This is a genomic window from Streptomyces chumphonensis (assembly GCF_014779715.1).
Taxonomy (GTDB): Bacteria; Actinomycetota; Actinomycetes; order Streptomycetales; family Streptomycetaceae; genus Streptomyces; species Streptomyces chumphonensis.
Genome location: NZ_JACXYU010000003.1, coordinates 430,271 through 451,419 on the forward strand (window position 1 = coordinate 430,271; position 21,149 = coordinate 451,419).

19 protein-coding genes and 1 pseudogene are annotated in these 21,149 nt (G+C 70.8%); 9 read left to right on the forward strand and 11 right to left on the reverse strand.

Annotated features, from left to right (window positions below; all coding sequences use genetic code 11):
- Positions 1-19 precede the first annotated feature (19 nt).
- The 3 genes from IF129_RS09635 (at position 20) to IF129_RS09645 (ending at position 3,229) form a co-directional block, all read left to right on the forward strand.
- Positions 20-1,021: a proline racemase family protein gene (locus IF129_RS09635; RefSeq protein WP_191209100.1), complete on the forward strand. Its 1,002-nt coding sequence runs from the start codon at positions 20-22 to the stop codon at positions 1,019-1,021.
- Positions 1,018-2,439 (forward strand): aldehyde dehydrogenase family protein, encoded by a 1,422-nt coding sequence (locus IF129_RS09640; protein ID WP_191209101.1) that lies wholly within the window; start codon positions 1,018-1,020, stop codon positions 2,437-2,439. The genes IF129_RS09635 and IF129_RS09640 overlap by 4 nt, the downstream gene beginning before the upstream one ends.
- A 76-nt stretch (positions 2,440-2,515) precedes the next feature.
- Positions 2,516-3,229, forward strand: coding sequence for a GntR family transcriptional regulator (locus IF129_RS09645; RefSeq protein ID WP_191209102.1), 714 nt, complete (start codon positions 2,516-2,518; stop codon positions 3,227-3,229).
- 78 nt (positions 3,230-3,307) lie between these two features.
- Here the strand turns inward: IF129_RS09645 and IF129_RS09650 are convergent, their stop codons facing one another.
- Complete coding sequence (locus IF129_RS09650; RefSeq protein ID WP_191209103.1) at positions 3,308-4,771, reverse strand: aminopeptidase P family protein; 1,464 nt, start codon at positions 4,769-4,771, stop codon at positions 3,308-3,310.
- A 229-nt stretch (positions 4,772-5,000) separates the two neighbouring features.
- On the reverse strand, positions 5,001-5,375 hold the full coding sequence (locus tag IF129_RS09655; protein ID WP_191209104.1) for an ArsR/SmtB family transcription factor: 375 nt from the start codon (positions 5,373-5,375) through the stop codon (positions 5,001-5,003).
- Between the two features lie 749 nt (positions 5,376-6,124).
- Here IF129_RS09655 and IF129_RS09660 point away from each other — a divergent pair.
- The 4 genes from IF129_RS09660 to IF129_RS09675 all read left to right on the forward strand — a co-directional run bounded on the left by IF129_RS09660 (position 6,125) and on the right by IF129_RS09675 (position 9,283).
- The gene (locus tag IF129_RS09660; protein WP_191209105.1) at positions 6,125-6,742 is read left to right on the forward strand and encodes an RNA polymerase sigma factor; all 618 of its coding nucleotides are present in this window, start codon (positions 6,125-6,127) and stop codon (positions 6,740-6,742) included.
- Entirely contained in the window at positions 6,735-7,697 is a 963-nt protein-coding gene (locus IF129_RS09665) for a CU044_5270 family protein (protein ID WP_191209106.1), read from the forward strand. Before IF129_RS09660 ends, IF129_RS09665 begins: the two co-directional genes overlap by 8 nt.
- A gap of 237 nt (positions 7,698-7,934) precedes the next feature.
- Positions 7,935-8,636, forward strand: coding sequence for a helix-turn-helix domain-containing protein (locus tag IF129_RS09670; RefSeq protein WP_191209107.1), 702 nt, complete (start codon positions 7,935-7,937; stop codon positions 8,634-8,636).
- 92 nt (positions 8,637-8,728) lie between these two features.
- On the forward strand, positions 8,729-9,283 hold the full coding sequence (locus IF129_RS09675; RefSeq protein WP_191209108.1) for a dihydrofolate reductase family protein: 555 nt from the start codon (positions 8,729-8,731) through the stop codon (positions 9,281-9,283).
- 288 nt (positions 9,284-9,571) lie between these two features.
- On the opposite strand, the gene IF129_RS09680 is transcribed toward IF129_RS09675, so the two are convergent.
- On the reverse strand, positions 9,572-10,150 hold the full coding sequence (locus IF129_RS09680; protein WP_224754619.1) for an aminotransferase-like domain-containing protein: 579 nt from the start codon (positions 10,148-10,150) through the stop codon (positions 9,572-9,574).
- A 636-nt stretch (positions 10,151-10,786) separates the two neighbouring features.
- The gene (locus tag IF129_RS09685; protein WP_191209109.1) at positions 10,787-11,248 is read right to left on the reverse strand and encodes a winged helix-turn-helix transcriptional regulator; all 462 of its coding nucleotides are present in this window, start codon (positions 11,246-11,248) and stop codon (positions 10,787-10,789) included.
- Between the two features lie 99 nt (positions 11,249-11,347).
- Here IF129_RS09685 and IF129_RS09690 point away from each other — a divergent pair, with 99 nt between their 5' ends.
- Both IF129_RS09690 and IF129_RS26225 read left to right on the forward strand, forming a co-directional pair.
- Positions 11,348-12,586 (forward strand): MFS transporter, encoded by a 1,239-nt coding sequence (locus IF129_RS09690; protein ID WP_191209164.1) that lies wholly within the window; start codon positions 11,348-11,350, stop codon positions 12,584-12,586.
- Positions 12,587-13,271: 685 nt separating this feature from the next.
- Positions 13,272-13,502, forward strand: a pseudogene (locus IF129_RS26225) (hypothetical protein); the annotation flags it as partial.
- Here the strand turns inward: IF129_RS26225 and IF129_RS09695 are convergent.
- From IF129_RS09695 to IF129_RS09725, 7 genes are all read right to left on the reverse strand, one after another.
- Positions 13,496-14,065, reverse strand: a complete 570-nt coding sequence (locus tag IF129_RS09695) for a DinB family protein (protein ID WP_191209110.1) — start codon at positions 14,063-14,065, stop codon at positions 13,496-13,498. The pseudogene IF129_RS26225 and the gene IF129_RS09695 overlap by 7 nt on opposite strands.
- Positions 14,066-14,118: 53 nt before the next feature.
- Positions 14,119-14,936 (reverse strand): IS5 family transposase gene (locus tag IF129_RS09700; protein ID WP_191209111.1). Its coding sequence is split into 2 segments (ribosomal slippage): positions 14,119-14,594 and positions 14,594-14,936, totalling 819 coding nucleotides; the frame shifts between segments, so codons are not numbered across the junction.
- A gap of 243 nt (positions 14,937-15,179) precedes the next feature.
- Positions 15,180-15,986, reverse strand: coding sequence for an FAD/NAD(P)-binding protein (locus IF129_RS09705; RefSeq protein ID WP_191209112.1), 807 nt, complete (start codon positions 15,984-15,986; stop codon positions 15,180-15,182).
- On the reverse strand, positions 15,979-16,668 hold the full coding sequence (locus IF129_RS09710; RefSeq protein WP_191209113.1) for a thioesterase II family protein: 690 nt from the start codon (positions 16,666-16,668) through the stop codon (positions 15,979-15,981). Before IF129_RS09710 ends, IF129_RS09705 begins: the two co-directional genes overlap by 8 nt.
- Positions 16,669-16,729: 61 nt before the next feature.
- The gene (gene asnB / locus IF129_RS09715; RefSeq protein WP_191209114.1) at positions 16,730-18,505 is read right to left on the reverse strand and encodes an asparagine synthase (glutamine-hydrolyzing); all 1,776 of its coding nucleotides are present in this window, start codon (positions 18,503-18,505) and stop codon (positions 16,730-16,732) included.
- Positions 18,506-18,510: 5 nt separating this feature from the next.
- Positions 18,511-20,241: a non-ribosomal peptide synthetase gene (locus IF129_RS09720; RefSeq protein ID WP_224754620.1), complete on the reverse strand. Its 1,731-nt coding sequence runs from the start codon at positions 20,239-20,241 to the stop codon at positions 18,511-18,513.
- A gap of 50 nt (positions 20,242-20,291) precedes the next feature.
- Positions 20,292-21,128 (reverse strand): fumarylacetoacetate hydrolase family protein, encoded by an 837-nt coding sequence (locus IF129_RS09725; RefSeq protein ID WP_318153643.1) that lies wholly within the window; start codon positions 21,126-21,128, stop codon positions 20,292-20,294.
- Between the last annotated feature and the right edge of the window lie 21 nt (positions 21,129-21,149).

Here is a 21,149-nt window from a genome sequence, read left to right on the forward strand (position 1 = left end):
AGCCCGCAGGAGAAGAGCCATGCGCAGCCGCCATGTCTTCCACGCCGTCGACTCCCACACCGAGGGCATGCCCACCCGCGTCGTCACCGGGGGCGTCGCGCCCGTCCCCGGCGCCACCATGGCCCAACGGCGTACGTACTTCATGCGCCACCTGGACCACATCCGCACCCTGCTGACGAACGAACCACGCGGACACGCCGCCATGAGCGGCGCCATCCTGCAACCCCCGACGCGCCCCGACGCCGACTGGGGAGTCCTCTACATCGAGGTGTCCGGCTGCCTGCCCATGTGCGGGCACGGCACGATCGGCGTGGCCACGGTCCTGGTGGAGACGGGCATGGTGCCGGTGACCGAACCGGTCACGACCGTCCGCCTGGACACCCCGGCCGGGCTCGTCACCGCCGCGGTCCACGTCGCCGACGGCCACGCCCGCGCGGTGACGCTCCGCAACGTCCCGTCCTTCGCGGCGGCGCTCGGCGCGACCGTCGACGTCCCCGGCTTCGGGCGCGTGACCTACGACCTGGCCTACGGCGGCAACTTCTACGCCATCCTCCCCCTCGCCGAACTCGGGCTGCCCTTCGAACGCTCCCGCAAGGAGGAGATCCTGCACGCCGGCCTGGAGGTCATGGCCGCGATCAACGCGGCGGGTGAGCCCACGCACCCCGAGGACCCCGGCATCACCGGCTGCCACCACGTCCAGTTCCTCGCCCCCGGATCGGACGCCGCACACTCGCGCAACGCGATGGCCATCCACCCCGGATGGTTCGACCGCTCGCCCTGCGGCACCGGCACCTCGGCCCGGATGGCGCAACTGCACGCCCGGGGCGAACTCCCGCTGCACCGCGACTTCCGCAACGAGTCGTTCCTCGGGACCGCCTTCACCGGCCGCCTGGTGGACACGACCGAGGTCGCCGGCCGTCCCGCCGTGGTGCCGACGTTCACCGGCAGCGCCTGGATCACCGGCACCGCCCAGTTCCTCCTCGACCCCACCGACCCGTTCCCGGAAGGCTTCCTGCTGTGAACCGCGCCCCCGTACAGAAGGCGGACAGCCCGCTCGTCTCCCGCAACCCCGCCGATCCCGACGACATCGTCGTGGAGTTGCACGGCTGCGGCCCCGACACCGTCACCGGCGCGGTGCACCGGGCCTCCCGGGCCCGAACGGAATGGCTCGCCGCCGGCGCGGGCGCACGCTCCGCGGCCCTGCGCCGGGCCGGAGACGCCGTGGAGGCCGCCTCCGAGGAACTCGCCGGGCTGCTGGTCAGGGAGGTCGGCAAACCGCTCACCGAGGCGCGCGGCGAACTGGCGCGCACGGCGGCCATCTGGCGCTACTACGCCCAGCACCCCTACGACGCCACCGGTGCGGTCCACGAGCCGGCCTCCGGGCCAGGGCTGCTGCTCACCCGGAGACGGCCGCACGGTGTCGCCGGGTTGATCACCCCGTGGAACTTCCCCCTGGCCATTCCCTCCTGGAAGGCCGCTCCGGCCCTGGCCGCGGGCAACGCCGTGCTCCTCAAACCCGCACCCGAGGCGACGGCGTGCGCGCTGCGGCTGGCCGAGGTCCTCGGGCAGGCCCTGCCCGAGGACCTGCTGCGGGTCGTTCCCGGAGGCGCCGACGTCGGCGCCCGTCTGGTCGGCGTGGCCGACGTCGTCTCCTTCACCGGATCGACCGCCGTCGGGGCCGACGTCGCCCGTGCCGCCGTCGCCCGAGGCGTCCCGGTCCAGGCGGAGATGGGCGGCCACAACGCCGCCGTGGTGCTGCCCGACGCCGACCCCGAACGCGCGGCGGCGGACATCGCCGTCGCCATCGCCGGTTACGCGGGGCAGAAGTGCACCGCCACCCGACGGGTGATCGCCGTGGGCGGCGCGCTGCCGCCCCTGCGTGAGGCACTGGCCGAGGCACTGCGGGGACTGCCCGCCCGCGCTCCCCACGCGGCGGCCACCGTCTGCGGGCCCGTCATCTCGCAGGCGGCTCTCGACCGCGTCGCCGGGGCCCGCGACGGCGCGCTGCGCTCCGGAGCCCGCGCCCTGGCCGGCGCGGGTGCCCGCCGGCCCGGCCCGGCCACGGGCTGGTACACCGACCCGGTGCTGCTGGAGAACGTGCCCGCCCACCACGAACTGCACCGCCGCGAGACCTTCGGCCCCCTCGCCGTGCTGTCGGGCGCCGCGGACCTGGACGACGCCGTCCGCGCCGCGAACAGCACTCCGTACGGCCTGGTCACCTCCCTGCACACCGGCGACCTGGACGTCGCCCTCGCGGTGCTGGACCGTCTGACCACCGGCATGCTGCGCGTCAACGCCCCCACCACGGGCGTCGACTTCCACCTTCCCTTCGGCGGGGAGAAGGAATCCGGCATCGGCATGCGGGAACAGGGGCGCGCCGCGATGGACTTCTACACGTCCAGCCGCACGGTCTCGCTCCTGCCCGCCGGGTCGGCCTGAGCCCGCTCCGTCGACGAGCGCGGTCGGCTCGCAACGTGACATTGTATAGTGGGCCGCCGGTCCACGGAGGGAATCCATGAGCGAGCCCCAGTCCCGGAAACTCGTCTCGGTGCGGGAGCACTTGCGTGATCAGGTGGCCAATGCCCTCCGGGCCGCACTGATCGCGGGCGAACTGCAGCCCGGGACCGTCTACTCCGCCCCCGCGTTGGCCGCCGAGTACGGGGTCTCCGCGACCCCCGTGCGGGAGGCCATGCTGGACCTGGCGCGCGAAGGGCTGGTCGAGCCGGTGCGCAACAAGGGTTTCCGCGTCACCGAACTGTCCGAGCGTGACCTCGACGAGTTCACCGAGATCCGCGCCCTGATCGAGATCCCGACCGTGGGCGAGGTGACGAGGTCGGTTCCCCGCGAGCGGCTGGAGGCCCTCCGCCCGGTGGCCGAGGAGATCGTGGCCGCCGCGCGAGCCGGTGACCTCATCGGCTACCTGGAGGCCGACCGACGCTTCCACCTCGGACTGCTCTCCCTCGCCGGCAACGCCCGGCTCGTCGAGACGGTGAGTGACCTGCGTAAACGCTCCCGGCTCTACGGCCTCACCGAACTCGCCGAAGCCGGGATGCTGGTGGCCTCGGCCGAGGAGCACGCCGAGCTGCTGGATCTCATGATCGCCGGGGACGCCGCCGCGGCCGAGGGGCACATGCGCCGACACCTGTCCCACGTGCGTTCCCTGTGGGCCGCGAGGAAGCGGGACGAACCCCGACGCACGCCGCCGTCCCGGCGGCTGGGCGCCCGCTGACCCTCACCGGTCCGCAGGGGCGGGCACGCACGGCGGGGGGCGGCCGCGACGGCGCACGCCCCGCCGACAGCGGCCGCCTCAGCCCTCCAACAGCGTGCCCATCCACTCCTCGACGCCGTCCGCGGTCCGGGGGAGGGCGGACGACATCAACCGCGCTCCGTCCCCGGTGATCACCAGGTCGTCCTCGATACGCACGCCCATGCCCCGCAACTCGACGGGCAGGGTCTCGTCGTCGGGTTGCAGGTACAGCCCCGGCTCGACGGTCAGGACCTGCCCCTCCTCCAGTACGCCTTCGACGTAGGCGTCGGCCCGCGCCCTGGCGCAGTCGTGGACGTCCATGCCGAGCATGTGGCCGCTGCCGCACAGGGTGTAGCGACGGTGGAGGCCGCTGTCCCCGGCCAGTTCGTCCAGGGGCGCCTTGAGCACCCCCCACTCGCGCAGCCCTTCGGCGATCACCCGCATCGCCGCGCGGTGGAAGTCCCGGAACGGAACGCCCGGACGCAGCGCGGCGATACCGGCCTCCTGGGCCGCGAGGACCAGTTCGTAGACCTGCCGCTGCACCGGGGAGAAGCGCCCTGAGAGGGGCAGGGTGCGGGTGATGTCGGCGGTGTACAGGGTGTCGGTCTCGACGCCCGCGTCCAGCAGCAGAAGCTGGGAGGGGTCCAGCGGCCCGTCGTTGCGCACCCAGTGCAGTACGCAGGCATGGGCTCCCGCGGCCGCGATCGTCTCGTAGCCCGTGCCGTTGCCCTCGGCGCGGGCCCGCAGGTTGAAGACGCCCTCGACCCATCGCTCACCACGGGGATGCCGCAGGGCCCGGGGCAGGGCCCGCACCACGTCCTCGAAGCCCTCGGTGGTGTGATCCACCGCGAGTTGGAGTTGTTCGACCTCCCACGCCTCCTTGACCAGGCGCAGTTCGGACAGGCAGGCGGCGAGTTCCCTCTCCCGCAGCCGCTCCGCCTCGCCGGAGGTCCGGGTCGCGACGAGAGCGTCGACGGCGCCGTCGACACCGGTCAGCGTCCGGGTGGGCGGCTGGGGCCCCGACAGCGTTCCGGGCAGCTCGTCGAGGTGGCGGCACTCGATACCCGTCAGTGCTTCCGCCTCCGCCAGGTCGGGGCGGGGCCCGACCCAGAACTCGCCGTAGCGGCGGTCGCGGTAGAACTCCTCCCCCGTCCGCGGGGAGCGCGGCCGCAGATAGAGCACCGCATGGTGCCCCCGGGGCCCGGACGGTTCCATGAGGAGCACGTTGTCGGGCTGGTCCTCGCCGGTGAGACCGGTCAGCCAGGCGTAGGCGGTGTGCGGGCGGAAGTGGTGGTCGCAGTCGTTGGACCGGGTGGTCAGCCGCCCGGCCGGCAGGACGAGCCGCTCGCCGGGGAAGTGCGCGGACAGGCGGGCCCGGCGGCCCAGGGTGGCGCCGCCGCGGGGAGCGCGCACGGCGTGGTCCACGGGGGACGGAGCCCAGCCACCGCTCATGAACGACGCCAGGGCGGGGGAGACCGGCAGGTCGTGGCTGCCGGTGGTGATGCGGGCCGAGGGTGGGGTCATGCCAGCTCCGGGGTGTGAGGGACAGCGGTAATGCAATGTTACATTGTTATGGCACTCGCCATGAAGGGCTCACCGCGCCGCAAACGGACCCCGCCGCGCCGGAGGGCAGGAGGGGCCGGTCCCCCGTGACGCCTGGGCCGCGGTGTCCGACGAGGGCGACGTCGCGCCGGGTGCCGTAGGCGGAGTGCTCCACCTCGCACGCCTCCCGTGAGGGCTGCCCTGTCTCCGCTCAGGCTTCCCCCGGCCCGGTCAGGATCGTGCCCATGGCGGCGAGCACGGACGGCTCGACCCGGTAGTACACCCAGGTGCCGCGCCGCTCGGAGGTGAGCAGCCCGGCCTCCTTCAGCTTCTTCAGGTGGTGGGAGACCGTGGGTGGGGAGACGCCCACGTCGGGGATGTCGCAGACGCAGGTCTCCCCGGCCTCGTGCGAGGCCACGGCGGAGAACAGCCGCAGGCGCACCGGATCGCCGAGCGCTCTGAACATCCGGGACGCCGCCTCGGCCTCCTCGGCGTTCATCAGGCGCTCGGTCAGTGGCGGGCAGCAGGGCGCCACGGCCCGACCGCTCGGGGATTCCAGGAGGGGCAGCGCCCCGTTATTCGACATACATCTATGTTGACAGATATCGAACTACTAGGGGAGGGGCTACACCGCCGCCAGAACCAGAACCGCCACGCACCGCCGCGTGTCGATGACCCGATCCAGGAGGACGATGGCGTACGCGCGGGCATGCGACGGCAGCGCTCCGGTGTACCGGCACCCGGCACGGAACCAGGCCCCGCCGCACCCCTCTCCTCACCTCCCGGCGCTGGTGGCCACGCACGGAGAGCGGTGGGGCGAACTCCGCCGTCCTCACCGGTCTGCCGGTCTCCTCGGTTGCTGAGGAGACACACACGAAGGGATCCGGGCGGACACACGGGGAAGGCCGCCAACACGGGCACCGTCTCGTCCGCGCGGCGCCGCCCGCCCGTCACCGCGGTCCGCATCGTTCACCGACTCGGACGTGCGCGAGGGACTGGAGCGACGACATCGCCGCCGGGACCGGGCCGGGCTCCGCGGGAGGCAAGTGCGCCGCGTACGATCCGCGTGGCCCGTACAGCGGGTGGCCGACGGGGCTGAGGGCTCCCCCCGGCGCGCCACCGAAGCACTGCCACACGGTGGAGAGAACCCACGACCGGCTGCCGGACGAGCCCGGCGGCCGACGGCGTCGGCGGGCGTGCCGGGGGCCGCCCACCCGCTGCCACCTGCTCCGGGGAGCGCCTGCGGGGGCCCGAGGGAACTCGATGGCGGCGACGGGCGAAGAAGAGGGGAAAGCCCAGGCTTTCGAAGCGTTCCCCAAAGCGAGAGGAGCCCCGATGACCGTCGACCCAGGCGTCTGCACGGGGGTGGACGGCGATGCCTCGGTGATCGCGCGGTCCCGGGACGAGCCCGAGACGTTCGCCGTGCTGTTCGACCGGCACGCGGACGCGGTACACCGCTACCTGGCCCGCAGGCTCGGCGACGAGCCGGCCGACGACCTCATGGCGGAGACCTTCACCACGGCTTTCCAGCAGCGGTACCGGTACGACCCCGTACGGGCCACCGGCGACAGCGCCCGGCCCTGGCTGTTCGGCATAGCGACCAACCTGGTCGGTCGGCACCGTCGGGCCGAGGCCCGCCGGTTCAAGACCCTGGCCCGCCTCCCGGCTCCGGCCGACCACGAGGAGCCCCTGGCCGACCGGGCTGCGGCCCGCGTCGGGGCACAGGCCGTACGCCGTGAGCTGGCGGCGGCACTGGCCGCCCTGCCCGCACGGCACCGGGACGTGCTGCTGCTGGTGGCCTGGGGCGGTCTCGGCTACGAGGAGGTGGCCCACGCCCTCGGCGTGCCCATCGGCACCGTCCGATCACGGTTGCACCGGGCTCGCGGCAAGCTGCGCGACGCGTTGGGCGGATCCGATCCGACGACACTGCGAGAGGCGTCCGACCATGACTGACGAACTCGAACTCCTACAGGACTGGGACGCCGACGCGTCCCCTCTCACCGAACCCGCCCGGGCACAGGCCCGGCACCGACTGCTCAACACGATCAGCCGCACGGAGCGGCACCCCGACAGAGGACCGGGCCGCCGACGCGCGCTGCGCCTCGCGACGGCCGGGGTGGTCGCCCTGTTGATCACGGGAACGGCGGTGCTGATCACCACCGAGGGCGGAGCGCCGGACCGCGCCGGCACGGAAACCCCGCACCTGCGCAGCGCCGCGGCCGTGAAGGTGCTGGAAGGTGCGGCCGTGTACGCGGGCCGTCAGGAGACGCCTGTCGCGCCGCGCGGCGACCAGTTCATCTACTCGAAGCGGATCATCAAGGAGACGGACCGGAAGACCGGTGAGGTCAAGACCTTCGTGGATGTGAACTGGGATTCGGTGGACGGCTCCAAGCGTTCCCTGACCATGGAGCGCGGGAACGTGATCTGGGAGGAGCCCATGAAGGACGGCGGTTCCGTGTGGCCCCCTCGGGAGTGGAGCAAGCTCGCCACACTTCCGACCGACCCGGAGAAGCTCGTTCCGGCTCTCATTTCCGCCGGCGGCACGACCGACCAGTCGATCGACGACCTCTCCGGTTTCGACTGGTTCCGCGCCTATTTCCTGCTCGGCGAGCTCCTGAAGCAGCCGGCGCTGCCCCCGGGTCTGCGTCCCGCCGCGTACGAGGCACTCGCCCTGGTGCAGGGTGTCGAGGCGATTCCGGACGTGAAGGACTCCGCCGGGCGCACGGGCGTGGGGATCGCCTACACCGGAGAGGGCGCTCAGAAGGGCAGCTACCTGATCTTCGATGAGGAGTCCCACGAGTTCCTGGGCTTCCGCAGCGAGGGGTCCACGGCTTCCGGCAGGACGTACGTCCAGCTGTCGCACACGGTGGAGTGGGCGATCGTCGACCGCTTGAGGCAGCGCCCCTAGGTTCGGTCCGGCGGGTCCCCGCGGACCCGGTCACCCGCCGGAAGGAACCACGGCGCCCCCCACCGGCCAGGCCGAAGCCCGTGCCGGCCGGTGGGGGCGCCACGACAGTCCGGAGCGCGGGTGCCGCCACGGCGCGGGGCGACGCGCTGAGGCCGTCCGGACGGGCTGGGATGTGATCCGGTCGAGTGGCAGACTGGCGGGTCCGAGGCAGGCGTGTGATCGGGGAGGGAAACCGGGTTGGGCCTGGCGATCGAGAGCCGACCGTCGGAGTTGCCGTACATCGAACGGGTGTGGCGCAGCCGCAGTGAGGACGTCGGCCGGATGATGTCCGTCGCGACGTCCCACTGGGAGCTGGTGTGGTGGGAGCACCGGGGCCGGGCGGAGGCGGCTGTGCTGGGTCCGGAGGCGAAGGCGTCGCGCGCCCCGGTCCCCGGGGACGCTGTCTTCTTCGGCATCAGTTTCGCGCTGGGGACGTCGATGCCGCACATCCCGGTCAGTCGGCTGGTGGGTGGCACCGCGGCGATCCCGGACGTGACGAGGCGCTCACTGTGGCTGAAGGGGTCTGCCTGGCACGTTCCCGGCTACGACAACGCCGAGGCGTTCGTGTCGCGGATGGTGCGTGAGGGGATCGTGGACCTGGACCCGGTCGTGCCCGCCGTGCTCGGCGGCGCCGGCCCGGATGTCTCCGATCGCACCCTGCAGCGGCACTTCGTCGCGGCGACGGGCCTGACCCAGGGCGCGATCCGGCAGATCCACCGCGCCCGACAGGCGACGCTGCTGGTTCAGGAGGGGGTGCCGGCCCAGGAGGTCGTGCACCGGCTCGGATACTTCGACCAGCCGCACCTGGCGCGGTCCCTGAAGCGGTACGTCGGGCGGACCGCCACGCAGCTGAGCGCACCGGACGCGGCGGAGCCGCTGTCGCTTCTGTACAAGACCTGAACCTCCACGGTGTCTAGTGTTCCTGACGTGGCCGACGGTGTCGGCTCCCGCCCCGCCGGGGGCGTGCACCCCGGATCCACCATGGAGGAATCATGCGCAAGGTCGTCTCGGGCCTGTTCGTCTCGCTCGACGGTGTCGTCCAGTCTCCGGACGAGTGGCAGTTCGCGTTCGACGAGGAGATGGGTGCCGCGCTGGCCGACACGCTGGAGACGGCCGACACGATCCTGCTGGGCGCGGTGACGTTCACCGAGTGGGCCGGATACTGGCCGACGGTGACCAGTGGTGAGGACGCCGGTTTCGCCGAGTGGATCAACACATCGCCCAAGCACGTCGTCTCCTCGACGCTGGACAGCGTTGACGACTGGGCGAACAGCACGCTGGTCAAGGGCGACCTCTCGACCGCGGTCAACGAGCTCAAGGCGGGCGAGGGCAAGGACATCACCGTCGCGGGCAGCCCGACGCTGGTGCGTTCGCTGCTGGAACTGGACCTGCTGGACGAGCTCGTGCTGCTGATCCACCCGGTCGTGGCCGGAGGGGGACGCAGCAAGCTGTTCTCCGATGACGCCGCGCTGAAGAGGCTTCGGCTGGTCAGCGCCCAGCCGACCAGCAGTGGCGTGATCATCGCGACCTACCGCCCGGCGCGCTGAGCGCGTGAGGCCCGCCACGGCCCCGGTGCCGCGGCGGGCGGCCTCGTGCGGACCGCCCGCCCCAGCGTTACGGGGCGGTGCGGGCGGCGTGGGCACGGCGCCGAAGGCCGCACCGGGTGAGGCGGCCCGGGACCTGCCGGGTCCCGGTGGTTCCCGGACGCATGGACATGGGGTACTTGACCCTCGGTTCCGCCCGAGGATCCGGACCGTGCGCGCGCCGTCGAGCGACCAACGGCCCGCGAGCGCGCCCCCTACCGCCGGAAGGACCGAAGTCCGAGCCGCGGAGCGTCACGCGCGGCGATCCCCCCGAACGCACGCGCCCAACTTCTCGAGGGCCACTCGGAGGGTCTTCGGAGGTGTGCTCGCGTAGCCGAGGACGATGGCGGGTGGACCCGTCCGGGGGGCTACCCCTGTGGGGAACTGGTTGCCGGGGGTCGTGAGCACCGCGCGGGCCCCGCTCGCGGCCAGCAGGTCCACCCGTATCCCGTCCTCGTCCACGAGGATGCCCACCGGCCGCAGACCCGCGCCCGCGATGAACTCCCACTCGCCCGGGTGCCCGGGGTCCTCGACGGCCAGTGTGTCGTGGCCGCGTTCCCGCAGCACCTTGCACAGCAGCGCCAAGCCCTGCGCGAACCCGGCTGTGACCATGAGGTTCTCGGGCCTGGCGTGTACCCCGCGTACCCGCCCCAGGTAGCCGATCAGGACGTGCCCGGCCTGTGGCACGCCGCTGGGCGGTGAGTAGCCCGGTTCGGCGCCGCCCGCGTCCGCCGGCACCGCGGTGACCGAGCGGATCCAGTCCTGTCGCGGGAAGGCCGCGATGTCGGACGTACCGGTGCGCAGGTCCCAGGTGCCCTCGGGGACGTCCACGGGGCCGGGGAGCAGGGAGGACGCGGGGCCGGGCGGCGGCTTGGCGCTCTGCCCCGTATCTGCGTGACTGGCGGCAGCCGTGCCGTGCGGTCCACGGTGAGGGCGAGGTGCCAGGGCACGTGGCCTCCTCCTGGTCCGGTGAAGTGGCATGGACGAAGAGCTACCCCGTTCGATGAAGTCCCCTTGTGCTGACATTCTCGCGCAACTATGCCTCCAGACGGGCCTCTTGACGGGAGCGCGGAAGCGGGCGGTGGGCGCTGGCGCGAGGCATCGGCCGGTGAGCGTCGATCGACTCTCGGCCACCCCTCGTGCGCCTCCGGCACGTGGGCTGTCGGCGAGGTGCGGCCTCTGCCGGCCGAACGAGGCCGTGCAGCGAGCGGGAGACGTGCATCTCCGGCAAGACCAGGCAGAACGCCGTCAAGGCCATGATCGTCACGCGCACGGCCGGTTGCCGTTCCGCGACCCGGTCAGGCCCGGTAGCGGCGCGCACGTCAACCAGGACCCTCCGCGGTTGTACAACAAGGCCCTGGATCCGGGCCCCAGGGGCTTGGACCCGTGGCGTGTCAAACGGCACGCGTGCGGTAGCTCTTCCACCCGAGCGGCGCCGACCTGTGCCGGTCCCGGCCGGTCCCGAGGTCATGATCCGACCTTGCGCACCTGGGTGGTGTCGGGAGTGAGTAGGCTGCCGTCGCCGCCCGTGGGGGAGACGTCCGGCACCGGCTCTCCGTGCTGGTCGACCAGCACGGAGTGGGTCTCGCCGGGGGCGAAGGCGTGCCGTTCCCCCCACTGCCGCAGGGTGACGATCACGGGGAAGAGGTCGCGGCCGGCGTCCGTCAGCACGTACTCGCGGCGACGCCCCGACGGTGCGGTGCGCTGGGCGACGAACCCGTGTGCGGTGAGCTTGCGCAGGCGGTCGGTGAGGATGTTGCGGGCGATGCCGGTGCGGCGCTGGAACTCGGTGAACGAGCGCGCTCCGTCCATCGCGTCGCGGATGACGAGCAGGCTCCACCTGTCGCCGACGAGGTCGAGCGTGCGAGCGACGGGGCAGTCCGGGTCGGACCACTCGCCGTCCCGGGCGGTTGCGGCGATGCGCGGCATGACACCTCCCGAAGAGTTGCGTATTGAAACCATCATGCCGTAGCGTCGAATCAGTTGCAATTTGCTACTTATCGAGGCTGGAGTGCGATGGACTTCGCAATGAACGCGTGGCGGCGGCTGCTGCTCGCAGTGGTGTGCGGCGTTGCGGTGGCGAGCATCTACGCCGCGCAGCCGGCCCTGGAACCGATGGGACGCGATCTCGGCTTCTCGCCGGAACTCACCGGCTGGATCGTCGCGACGGGCCAGCTGGGCTACCTCGTGGGGCTGATGCTCCTGGTCCCGCTCGGCGACGTGGCCGACCGGCGACGACTCATCGCCGCGCACCTCGCGCTGACGGCTCTGGGCCTCCTCCTGACCGCGGTCGCGTCCACGACGTGGATCGCGATCGTGGGCCTCGCCGTGGCCGGCTTGTTCGCCGTGGTGGTACAGACCACCGTGGCCTACGCCGCCTCGGCGTCGCCCCCGGCCGAGCGCGGCCGGAACATCGGGGTCGTGACCTCCGGTGTCGTCGTCGGCATCCTGGGTGCCCGGGTCGTCACCGGCACCCTCGCCGAAGTGGCCGGCTGGCGGAGCGTCTACGCCGTACTGGCGCTGCTCTCACTCGGTCTGGCGGCGCTCGTCCTGGCCGTGCTGCCGCAGGAGCAGCGACCGCCCCGAACCTCCGGGCACGGGCAGGCCGTGGCCTCCTTGGGCGGGCTCTTCAGGGACCGCACCCTCTTCACCCGCGGACTCATCGCCTTCTTCCTGTTCGCGTCGTTCGGGACGCTGTGGAGCGGGCTCGCCCTCCCCCTCGCCGGTTCCCCGTGGCAGCTGAGCGAGAGCCAGATCGGGCTGTTCGGCATCGCCGGACTCGCCGGCGCACTGGGCGCTGCCCGCGCGGGGCGGTGGGCGGACGCCGGTAGGGCGGCGCCCGTCATCGGTCTCGCCCTCACCCTGCTCATCCTCTCGTGGGCGACGATCGCGCAGCTGCCGTGGTCCCTGTGGCTGCTCGTGGTCGGAGTGATCCTGCTCGACTTCGCGGTTCAGGCCGTGCACGTCAGCAACCAGCATCAACTCGCCGTCGTACACGCGGACCGCACAAGCAGTGTCATCGGCAGCTACATGGTCTTCTACTCGCTCGGCTCCGCCCTCGGTGCCGCCGCGACCACCGCCGTCTTCTCCGCACACGGCTGGGGCGGCGCCAGCGTCCTCGGCGCCGCCTTCGCGACCTGCGCGCTGGCCGTATGGGCGCTCGACCGACGCGTCCCATCGGTCGACACCCACCTCCGGCCCGGTACGGCGGAACCGCGCCCGGCGCGGACGCAGGCCGACGCCGCGCCGGAACACCTGCTGAAGTAGCCGGGTGCCCTCACACCTCCCCGGGCCGGCCCGCCGCCTAGCGGCCACACTGAAGTCGGTGTCGCAGGGCTTGGTCCAGGGCCCTTCGCTTCGCGGTGAAGGCTGTCCCCTGCAGACGCGGGGCCACGCAGCGTGCAACACCGGTGTGCAGCAGAGTCCGCGTTGCACCTTTGACCTACCAGGACATCGGCCGAATCATGGCCACAGCGCCGAACCGCGGACCCTCAAGATGCCCGGAGTCCGCTCACGACATAAGACGGCGTCCGGGTCGGCCGGGGGAATCGGCACCGGCCTCGCTCAGGTCAGGCCCAGCTCCGCGAGTACGGCGAGCTGATCGGCGCTCAACCGGTCCCTTTCAGGAGGTAGGGGTGGTCCGGTGTTCTTGAGCTCGTTTCCAGCCTCGCTGGATGTGTCGGGTTTGCCATGCGTAGATCGGCATCATGCACAGGAGCGCGAGTGCGTCCCAGGGTGAGGGGATGACCCGGAACATGGCGACCGTGGTGGCGGCACTCACCAGGGCGAACAGCCACCACTGAAGGCTGCCCAGCACGTACCCGACGCCCCACCCACCCGGCGGGTCAGCCCTTCGGCCCTCGGCGCTCTCTCCCCGTCCCGTAAGCCTGCACGCTAGCGCGGGGCCGACTGGGCGCGGTACGCCACTGCGGGAAACGATAGAGCGCGCCCCCATGCCGGCCCGGACGGCCTAGTCCCGCTGACCTGCAACGAGATCCAGCGCCTGTTCATCACGGTCGCCGTCGAGCAGCTCCACGATGTGGCCCACCGACTCGGCTGGTCCGATTGGCGACGACGCCACCAGGCGCGATCACGAGCAAGCCACTACCGGCGACAACTGAGGCCGTCACTTCGAAGTGCCGTGCTGGTAGGGGCGGGGGGCGAACCCCGTCCTCGTCACTGACCCACTCTTCCGTCAACGCACTCGCGCAGCAGGTCGGCGTGCCCGCAGTGACGGGCATACTCCTCGATCCTGTGCACCATCAGCTCCCGAACTGCGATCTTGTCCTTCCCTACCCGCTCGCTCAGATCCGGGTGCTCGGCCAGCGCAGCGTCGGTCGCGGCCTGCTCCCGCTCCATGTCGGAGAATGCGGCGTCGACCACGGCCTGCTCGGCGACCGCTCCGTGGAAGTCCGCGTCCTTCTCGCCGTACAGCTTCGGCAGCGGGTCACCGTCGGTGATCCAGTTGTGCCAGTCCCGTTCCACCTCGGCGAGATGCCGGACCAGGCCGAGCAGCGACATCGTCGACGGCGGAACCGACCGACGAGCCAGTTGCTCCGCATCCAGGCCCTCGCATTTCATCCGCAACGTCAGGCGGTAGTCCGTCAGGAAGTCCTTCAGCGTCGCCAGCTCACCCTCCGGACTGGCCCCATCTTTGTTGCGGGGGTCGTCGTCCGGGTCGGCCCACATGTCTGGGTAGACGGTTGCAGGGCTCCATCGCGTGGGTTGATCACTCATGCGTTGCATAGTCGTCCGTGACGGCCCGAGTTCGCTACTGACTTTTCCCTTGAGACCGTGTCCTACGTGGTGAGGCGGACGAGCCGCTTGTAGCAGCAGAGGGTGGCGGCGAGGCTGAGAAAGGCCAGGTAGTTGCGGGGATCTCGCTGGTAGCGAGGACTCAGACGGCGGTAGCCGGACAGCCAGGACATGGTGCGCTCGATGACCCAGCGGCGGCGCCCTAATCGTTCGCTGGACTCGATGCCCTTGCGGGCGATGCGCACGCCGATCCGCTTGCCGCGGAGCCATCTGCGCAGGTCGGCCCGGTCGTAGGCTTTGTCCGCATGCAGGCGCTGGGGCTTGAAGTACCGGCCGCGGTGGGGGTCGTGTCTCGTTTGGTGACCCTCCACCATCGGCTTCAGCCCTTCGCTGTCGTGGGTGTTGCCGGCCGAGACACCGACGAGGAGGGGCAGGCCGTTCGCGTCCGACAGGACGTGCATCTTGGAACCCGGCTTGCCCCGGTCCACAGGGCTCGGACCTGTATGTTCGCCCCCTTTTTCGCCCTCACGTGGGCGGTGTCGAGGACGACGCGGGTGACGTCGAGGAGGCCGGCGTCGTCGAGCCGGTGCAGCACGGCCTCGTGCAGCCGCCCCCAGACGCCGGCCCTCGACCAGATGAGGAACCGCCGGTGGGCGGTCGACTTCGATATCCCGAAGCAGGGCGGCAACGCACGCCAGGCGCAGCCGGACACCAGGACGTAGATGATCGCGGCGAACAGCGTCTCATCAGGTGTGTCCTGTGTTCCGCCGCCCTGCGGCCGCACCTTCGACGGCGGGATCAGCGGCTTCGCGATCTCCCACAACCCGTCCGGAACAATCCAACTCCACGTACCCCGCCCCATGAACGAACCAACGACGCCTCACCACGTAGGACACGGTCTAAGGCCTCGGGCTCGGTGCCGAACTGCTGCCGTAGCGCGGGCGCTTCGCGTCCCGAGGCGGCCGTGGCGGTCCGGACGGCGCGCGCCAGCAATCGCGTGAGCGCCACGTCGAAGTTCCGGGCGTCGGGGTCCAGGCCGCGCAGCTCCGCGAGGAGGCCGGTCGGCCGGGTCGTACGGCACAACCGGTCGCGGACGGCGGGTAGTTCACCGGAAGGGTGAGCACAGGGTGACCTGCCGGTCGGACCGGCACAGTACGAGGGCGGCATCCACGGCGGACAGCTTGCTGCCGAGGACCAGCACTCTGGCGTCGCCGGGCAGGGCCCGCAGCCGCTCCGTGGGGTAGGGGCCGATCAGCAGATCCGGATGGTCGGCGTGCTCACGCAGCACCTCGGGCAGGAGCGGTTGGTCGCCCCCGACCGCCACCACCACATCGGTTGCCTCCAGTGCGCTGCCGTCGCTCAGCGTGATCCGATACCTGTCAGCCGGGTGATGTGCCCGGCGTACGGTGTGAGCCCGTGCGGCCACGTGACGCATGTGGATGCCCCGGGCCTTGAGCTCCCGCTGCGCCCGCGCGAACCGCTCCCGGCAGTAGTGTGCGACCAGCGCACGCGGCACGAAGTCGGAGCGGCCCACGGGCCAGCCCCGCGCCGCCAGGTAGCACTGGAGGTCGGAGCGGTTGGCGCGGTGCAGAGCGGTGACGTCAACCGAGGTGTTGCAGCGCAGCTTCGGGTCGGTGGTGCCGAAGGCCAGGCCGAATCCGACCGGCCGTGGGTCCACCACCGTAACCGTCTCGGGTCGGAAACCGGCGTCCTTCGCCAACTGGTGCAGCACCGCCGTCGCGGCGGCTCCGCCGCCGATCACTACGAGTTGCCCACACGCGGTGAGGGGGTGGCCGTTCGCTGCGGGCTTCTCGTTCCTCGCCGTTCGCGACGTACGCGGGGTGCGGTGCTTGTCATCGCGACTGAAGGGACGCGAGGGAACCACGATGGGGAGGGACGCTGTGTCAGCCATGGTTGCGCACCTCGTGCACCCACGCGGCGAAGTCGGGATGGTTCAGCAGGTCCGAATGACCGCCCGGGAACGTCCGGCGGGTGCACCCCTGGACGCTGGCGCCGTCCCACGCGCCGTTTCCGCTGGTGGACGTCAGCGGGTCCTCCTCGCCCCTTGCGGCAAAGATCGGACACCGCACCTTCCGATGGTCCGCCGCCGAGAACTCCTTGAGCAACCGCAGGTCCTGCACTGCGGTGTCGACGACGATGCTCCGCCACTCGTCGGCCTCGTCCGGCAGGAGAGCGGGATCGATACCGTGCAGGTAGTCGGCAGCCTCCGACCGACTTCCAACCGCGGAGTCGGGCACCGTGAGGAGGCTCGGCGCGGTGGCGCCGACGACGACCAGCGCGGATACCTCCGTTCCGAGCTCCTCCAATTCCGCTGCGGTGGCATGGGCGACGTAGGCGCCGAAGCTGTGTCCGACGAGCACGGGGCGATGCGGCCGCCAACGCATCACCTGGGTGCCGCACGCCTCCACGACGCCCGAGAACGATGTGGCCGCCGTGCCGAAGCTTTTGCCGAAACGGCCCGGATACCGGGCGAGCCGTGCGGCGGGCCCCAACTGGCGCAGCAACGGCTTGAGCTCGGTCCCGAACGAGCCGGCGCCCGGAAACACGACGACGCCGGGGCTCTCGGCACTCACTGCATCCTCCCCCTTCTCCCCCCACGCTCCGGCGAACGCGGGTGCGTGACCGCTTCGGCGATCACCATCCCAGCCCCAGCTCGTCCATGATGATGGCGACACTGATGGCGCTGAGCCTGAAGTCCCACTTGTCGGCTCCGCCCTGCCCGGTGGGCTCGTCGAGGCAGCCGGGGGTGAAGACACCGGTGGCCTCGACAAGGGCGCGCCAGTCGTCCCACGTCCGCGCGTCTGTGACCGATCGCAGGTCGTACGCGGTGAACCCGTGCTTCCCACGGCGGAGAACCGCATCGGGGACGACTCCCTCGTAGGCCGACTTCAGGCACGCCTTTCCCTCGAAGTCGACCAGCTTCTCCTCATCCGGGACCTGGAGGGCGAGGGAGACCACGGCGTTGCCGAGGAACGGGTAGCGGCCCTCGACGGAGTTCGCCATGAGCATCGAGTCACCGTGATCACCGAGCAGGTGGCCCGACATCTGCACGTACACGTCGGCGATGGAGCGCAACTGCATCGGCGAGAGCGACCTCACCTCCTCCTCGGAGAACGGGATGAGCCTCGTCCGCCAGAACTCATCGCCCCGGAGAGCCTCCTGGGTGCGCGGAGCCAGGTACTCGTCCCGTCGCCGGCTCACCTTCCGCCAGTTGATCTCCCAGTCGAAGTCCGCACGGCCCCAGGCGTATTCGTTCTCGGCACGGGAACCACGACGTGACCGGGGCACGCTGTCGAAGGCGTAGGAGTCGTAACCGAAGAACAACTCGTCCGCGCCTTCGCCGGACACGACTCCCTTGATCCCGGCCGAACGCACGCTGCCCGCCAGCATCATGGCAGCCACGTTGTAGGTCTCGCGCTGGGGATAGCAGCAGTGCCGCACCATCTCCTCGAACCGCGCGGCGATGTCGGCCTGGCGGCACGGGATCTGCTCGTGCTTGCTCCCGACGACACGTGCCACCTCCCGCTGGAACCGCCCCTCGTCCAGCCCCGGATCGTCGAAGACCACCGAGAACGTACGGACGGGCTGCTCCGTGAGGGCCGCCGCCTCCATCAGGATCGCGGTGGAGTCGAAGCCCCCGCTGAGGTAGGCCCCGATCTCCACGTCGGCGTGCAGCCGATCACGAACCGACTGTTTCAGCCCTTCGCGAAGTGCCTCGCCGGGCAGGGGCTCCGCGGCCGGCGAGAACTCCCCGTAGCGCCAGTAACGCAGCGTCTCGACGCCGTCGGCGTCACACCTGACGGCGCAGCCCGGAGGGACGGCCCGGACCTCCCTCACCAAGGTGCGCGGCGCGACGATGTTGCCCAGCGAGAGGTACTGGTCGACAGCGCCGACATCCACCTTCCAGGACCGGTCGACACACTGCACCAGCGGCTTGATCTCTGAGCAGAAGTGCACCCCGGGTGCCGTCTCGGTGTAGTAGATGGGGCAGATACCGAACCGGTCCCTGGCGAGGTACAGGGCGTTCTCGACCCGGTCGAACACGGCGGTGGCGAACTGGCCGTCCACGAGCCGGAGTCCTTCGATGCCGTAGCGCGCGACGAGTTCCGGGATGACCGACACGTCGACACCGTTGTGCTGCCGATCGGCGCCTACCTTGTCACGCAGCGTCCGGTGGTTGAAGACCTCGCCGTTCGTCATGGCCACGTAGCGGCCACTGCGGTCCTCCGACGGCTGCCAGCCGTTGGCCAGACCGGTGAAGCCGAGTCGGCCGAGCTTCACGGAGAGAGTCTCCGTGTTCAGCGAGTAGGTCTCGTCGGGCCCGCGGTGGACAAGCCGGGAGTGCATCGCAGCGGCGACGCTTCGATCAATCCCACCGTTCGGAGCGTAAGTTCCGCACACACCACACATCGTGATCACACACCCTGGTCGCGCAACTGATCGACAAGATCCTTGAGGTTCTCGGCGCGGAGCACGTCCCGGACGCCCACGTCCATCCAGCCGAGGTCCTTGAGCTTGTTGACCAGGACCACCGCGGAGGCCGAATCGCCTCCGACATCGAAGAAGTTGTCGTCCAAGCTGACGTCGTCCACACCGGTGAGGCGGCGCACCACGTCGAGGACCCGCTCTTCCGGCGTGACGCTCCCACCCGGGTGCGACGACGAGTGACGGCTCGCGCCGAGGGCGTCGCGGTCGACCTTGCCGTTGCGCGTGTACCGCAGCGTCTCCACCTGATGGATCACCGAGGGCACCTTGTAGGCGTCGAGGACGTCCTCCAGGTGCGCCCGCAATGTGCGGGGGCTGACGGTGCCCTGGTAGTAGCAGACCAGGGCGTCGACGGGGGAGTCGCCTGTGTCCTCGTGGGATTCGGCGGTGACGGCGGCCTCGACGACACCGCCGAGCCGGCATGCCGCGCTCTCGATCTCACCCGGGTCGAGACGATAGCCACGGACCTTCAACTGCCGGTCCAGCCGTTCGACGAAGAAGAGCTGACCCTCGCGGTGCTCGACGATGTCACCGGTCCGGTAGAACCGGTTCCCGTCGTCGTCGACGAAGGCATCCAGGCCCCGCTCGGTGAGATAGCCGATCGCGACGCTCTCGCCCGTGATAATGAGTTCGCCACGAGTTGCCCTCGACCCGGACGGACCGTCCCCGGCCTGCTCCGGCAACGGGAGGATGTCGTATCCGCAGTCACCCACCATCGCGCCGAGCGGCACGGACTCGGTGCAGTCGTCAGGATGCAGCGCGCCGCTGAGAAGGTTGCAGACGGTTGTCTCGGTCGTGCCGTACGCGTTGTGGAACGCCGCGACCGACGACCACTTCCGCACCACGGACTGGCGGCACGCTCCACCGCCGTTGAGAACGTGCTCCAGGCTCATCGCGTCCGTCGGCTCGGTGGCCGTGAGCGCGAACGGCGTCGTCTTGAGGTGGGTGATGCCGAACCTCTCCAGCGTGGTCCGGAGTACCGTTCCGGGGCTGAGCGCTTCCTCACCCAGCACCACCAGACACGCGCCCGCAGTGAGGGTCCACAGGATCTCTGTGATGCAACCGTCGAAGGTCAGCCGCGCGAACTGAAGCGTGCGGCTGCGGTGGTTCACTTCCAGCGTGCGTACGTGGTCCTGGACCATGCGCGCCAGCGGTTCGGCACGCACCAGCACGCACTTGGGCTGCCCGGTCGACCCCGAGGTGTGGATCGCGTATCCGATGCCACCTCGGTGCGGTGCGAGTGCGGCGGGTGCCCGCAAGTGCCGTGCTCCCGCGCCACCACCGCCCCACTCGGTCGGTGTCGGAACGAGCTCCGGCGGGTGCGAGGGGGCGGTGCTGGTGGCGACCCGATTGACGCCGAGGGAGGTCACTTTGGTCTTGTTGGACGCCTCGCTGTCCCGGGGGTCGATGAACACGAACGGGCGCCCGGCTCGCAGCGCGCCGACCAGGGCGACAACGGAACCCGAGGTTCGTGTCGCCTCGATCCCGATGAACTCACCCGGCGCGGTGAGCGCTTCGACCCGGGCGACGAACGCCTCGACCCGCTCACCGAATTCCCGGTAACTGAGCACGCCGTCCACCGTCTCGATGGCACCGCGTTCCGGGTGCTCCTGAATGGTGCGCGCGATCTCGTCTGTGACTGATATGTGCTGTACGGTCATGTCTTCACGTCCTTCAGGCTGGGCACACGCCGCGTGGATCGGGCCTTGTGTCACTTCACGGTGTGGGAGAGAGTGCCGACCCCGTCGACGACGGAGGTGATGGAGTCGCCGGAGTTGATCACCGCGGCTCCGGGAGTGCCCGTGCAGATGACGGTCCCCGGCGTGAAGGTGCGGCCGGCCGTGAAGTATTCGACCAGGTATCCGGGGTCGTACTTCATGTCGGACACGGGTGCCGAGGAGACCACCTCACCGTTGCGGACGGTCGAGACCTGGATCGCCCGCAGAGCCGTGTCATCGAACTCGTCGAGGGTGACCAGCTGCGGGCCCACGCTGCAGAACGTGTCGAAACCCTTGGCCCAGGGAATGTAGCGGGGGTTCTCCCGGATGACGTCCTCGGCGGTCATGTCGAGAACGGCCGTGACACCCACGACGACCGAACGCCACTCGTCGCGCCGTACGTTCTTGCACTCCGTGCCGATGACCAGGCCCAGTTCGGCTTCCGCGGTCACCCGCCGGCTCTGGGACGGCAGCTCGATCGGCTGACCGTTGCCGATGAGGCAGTTGCCCGGTCGCAGGTACGAGCCGGGGCCGGAGGAGGGCTGCTGGGTGTTCAGGTCCTGTGAGTGACCCCTGTAGTTGAGTCCGGCGCCCCAGATGTCGCCCGCGTCGACGATGGTGGCCGCGTGCTCCAGGAGGACGTCCGCCGGCTCGACGTCCGACCTGGAGTCGAGCAGTGCGGCGATCTCCCTCCTCCGCGACGCGCTGAGGAGGTCGGCCATGCGGAGCGGGGCGTCGCCGCCCTCAAGGCGGGAGAGCGAAAGCCAGCCGCTGTCGTGACCTGCGAAAATCTCGTACCCGCCCTTGGACGGGAACCGTGCCAGTCGCACTTGATTCCTCTCGTGTAGCGA

Excerpts from the sequence above, each read along its gene's own strand:
- IF129_RS09635 (WP_191209100.1), top strand. The coding sequence starts at position 20 with ATGCGCAGCCGCCATGTCTTCCACGCCGTCGACTCCCACACCGAGGGC.
- IF129_RS09645 (WP_191209102.1), top strand. The coding sequence starts at position 2,516 with ATGAGCGAGCCCCAGTCCCGGAAACTCGTCTCGGTGCGGGAGCACTTG.
- IF129_RS09650 (WP_191209103.1), bottom strand. The coding sequence starts at position 4,771 with ATGACCCCACCCTCGGCCCGCATCACCACCGGCAGCCACGACCTGCCG.
- IF129_RS09655 (WP_191209104.1), bottom strand. The coding sequence starts at position 5,375 with ATGTCGAATAACGGGGCGCTGCCCCTCCTGGAATCCCCGAGCGGTCGG.
- IF129_RS09660 (WP_191209105.1), top strand. The coding sequence starts at position 6,125 with ATGACCGTCGACCCAGGCGTCTGCACGGGGGTGGACGGCGATGCCTCG.
- IF129_RS09665 (WP_191209106.1), top strand. The coding sequence starts at position 6,735 with ATGACTGACGAACTCGAACTCCTACAGGACTGGGACGCCGACGCGTCC.
- IF129_RS09675 (WP_191209108.1), top strand. The coding sequence starts at position 8,729 with ATGCGCAAGGTCGTCTCGGGCCTGTTCGTCTCGCTCGACGGTGTCGTC.
- IF129_RS09685 (WP_191209109.1), bottom strand. The coding sequence starts at position 11,248 with ATGCCGCGCATCGCCGCAACCGCCCGGGACGGCGAGTGGTCCGACCCG.
- IF129_RS09690 (WP_191209164.1), top strand. The coding sequence starts at position 11,348 with ATGAACGCGTGGCGGCGGCTGCTGCTCGCAGTGGTGTGCGGCGTTGCG.
- IF129_RS09695 (WP_191209110.1), bottom strand. The coding sequence starts at position 14,065 with ATGCAACGCATGAGTGATCAACCCACGCGATGGAGCCCTGCAACCGTC.
- IF129_RS09705 (WP_191209112.1), bottom strand. The coding sequence starts at position 15,986 with ATGGCTGACACAGCGTCCCTCCCCATCGTGGTTCCCTCGCGTCCCTTC.
- asnB (WP_191209114.1), bottom strand. The coding sequence starts at position 18,505 with ATGTGTGGTGTGTGCGGAACTTACGCTCCGAACGGTGGGATTGATCGA.
- IF129_RS09720 (WP_224754620.1), bottom strand. The coding sequence starts at position 20,241 with ATGACCGTACAGCACATATCAGTCACAGACGAGATCGCGCGCACCATT.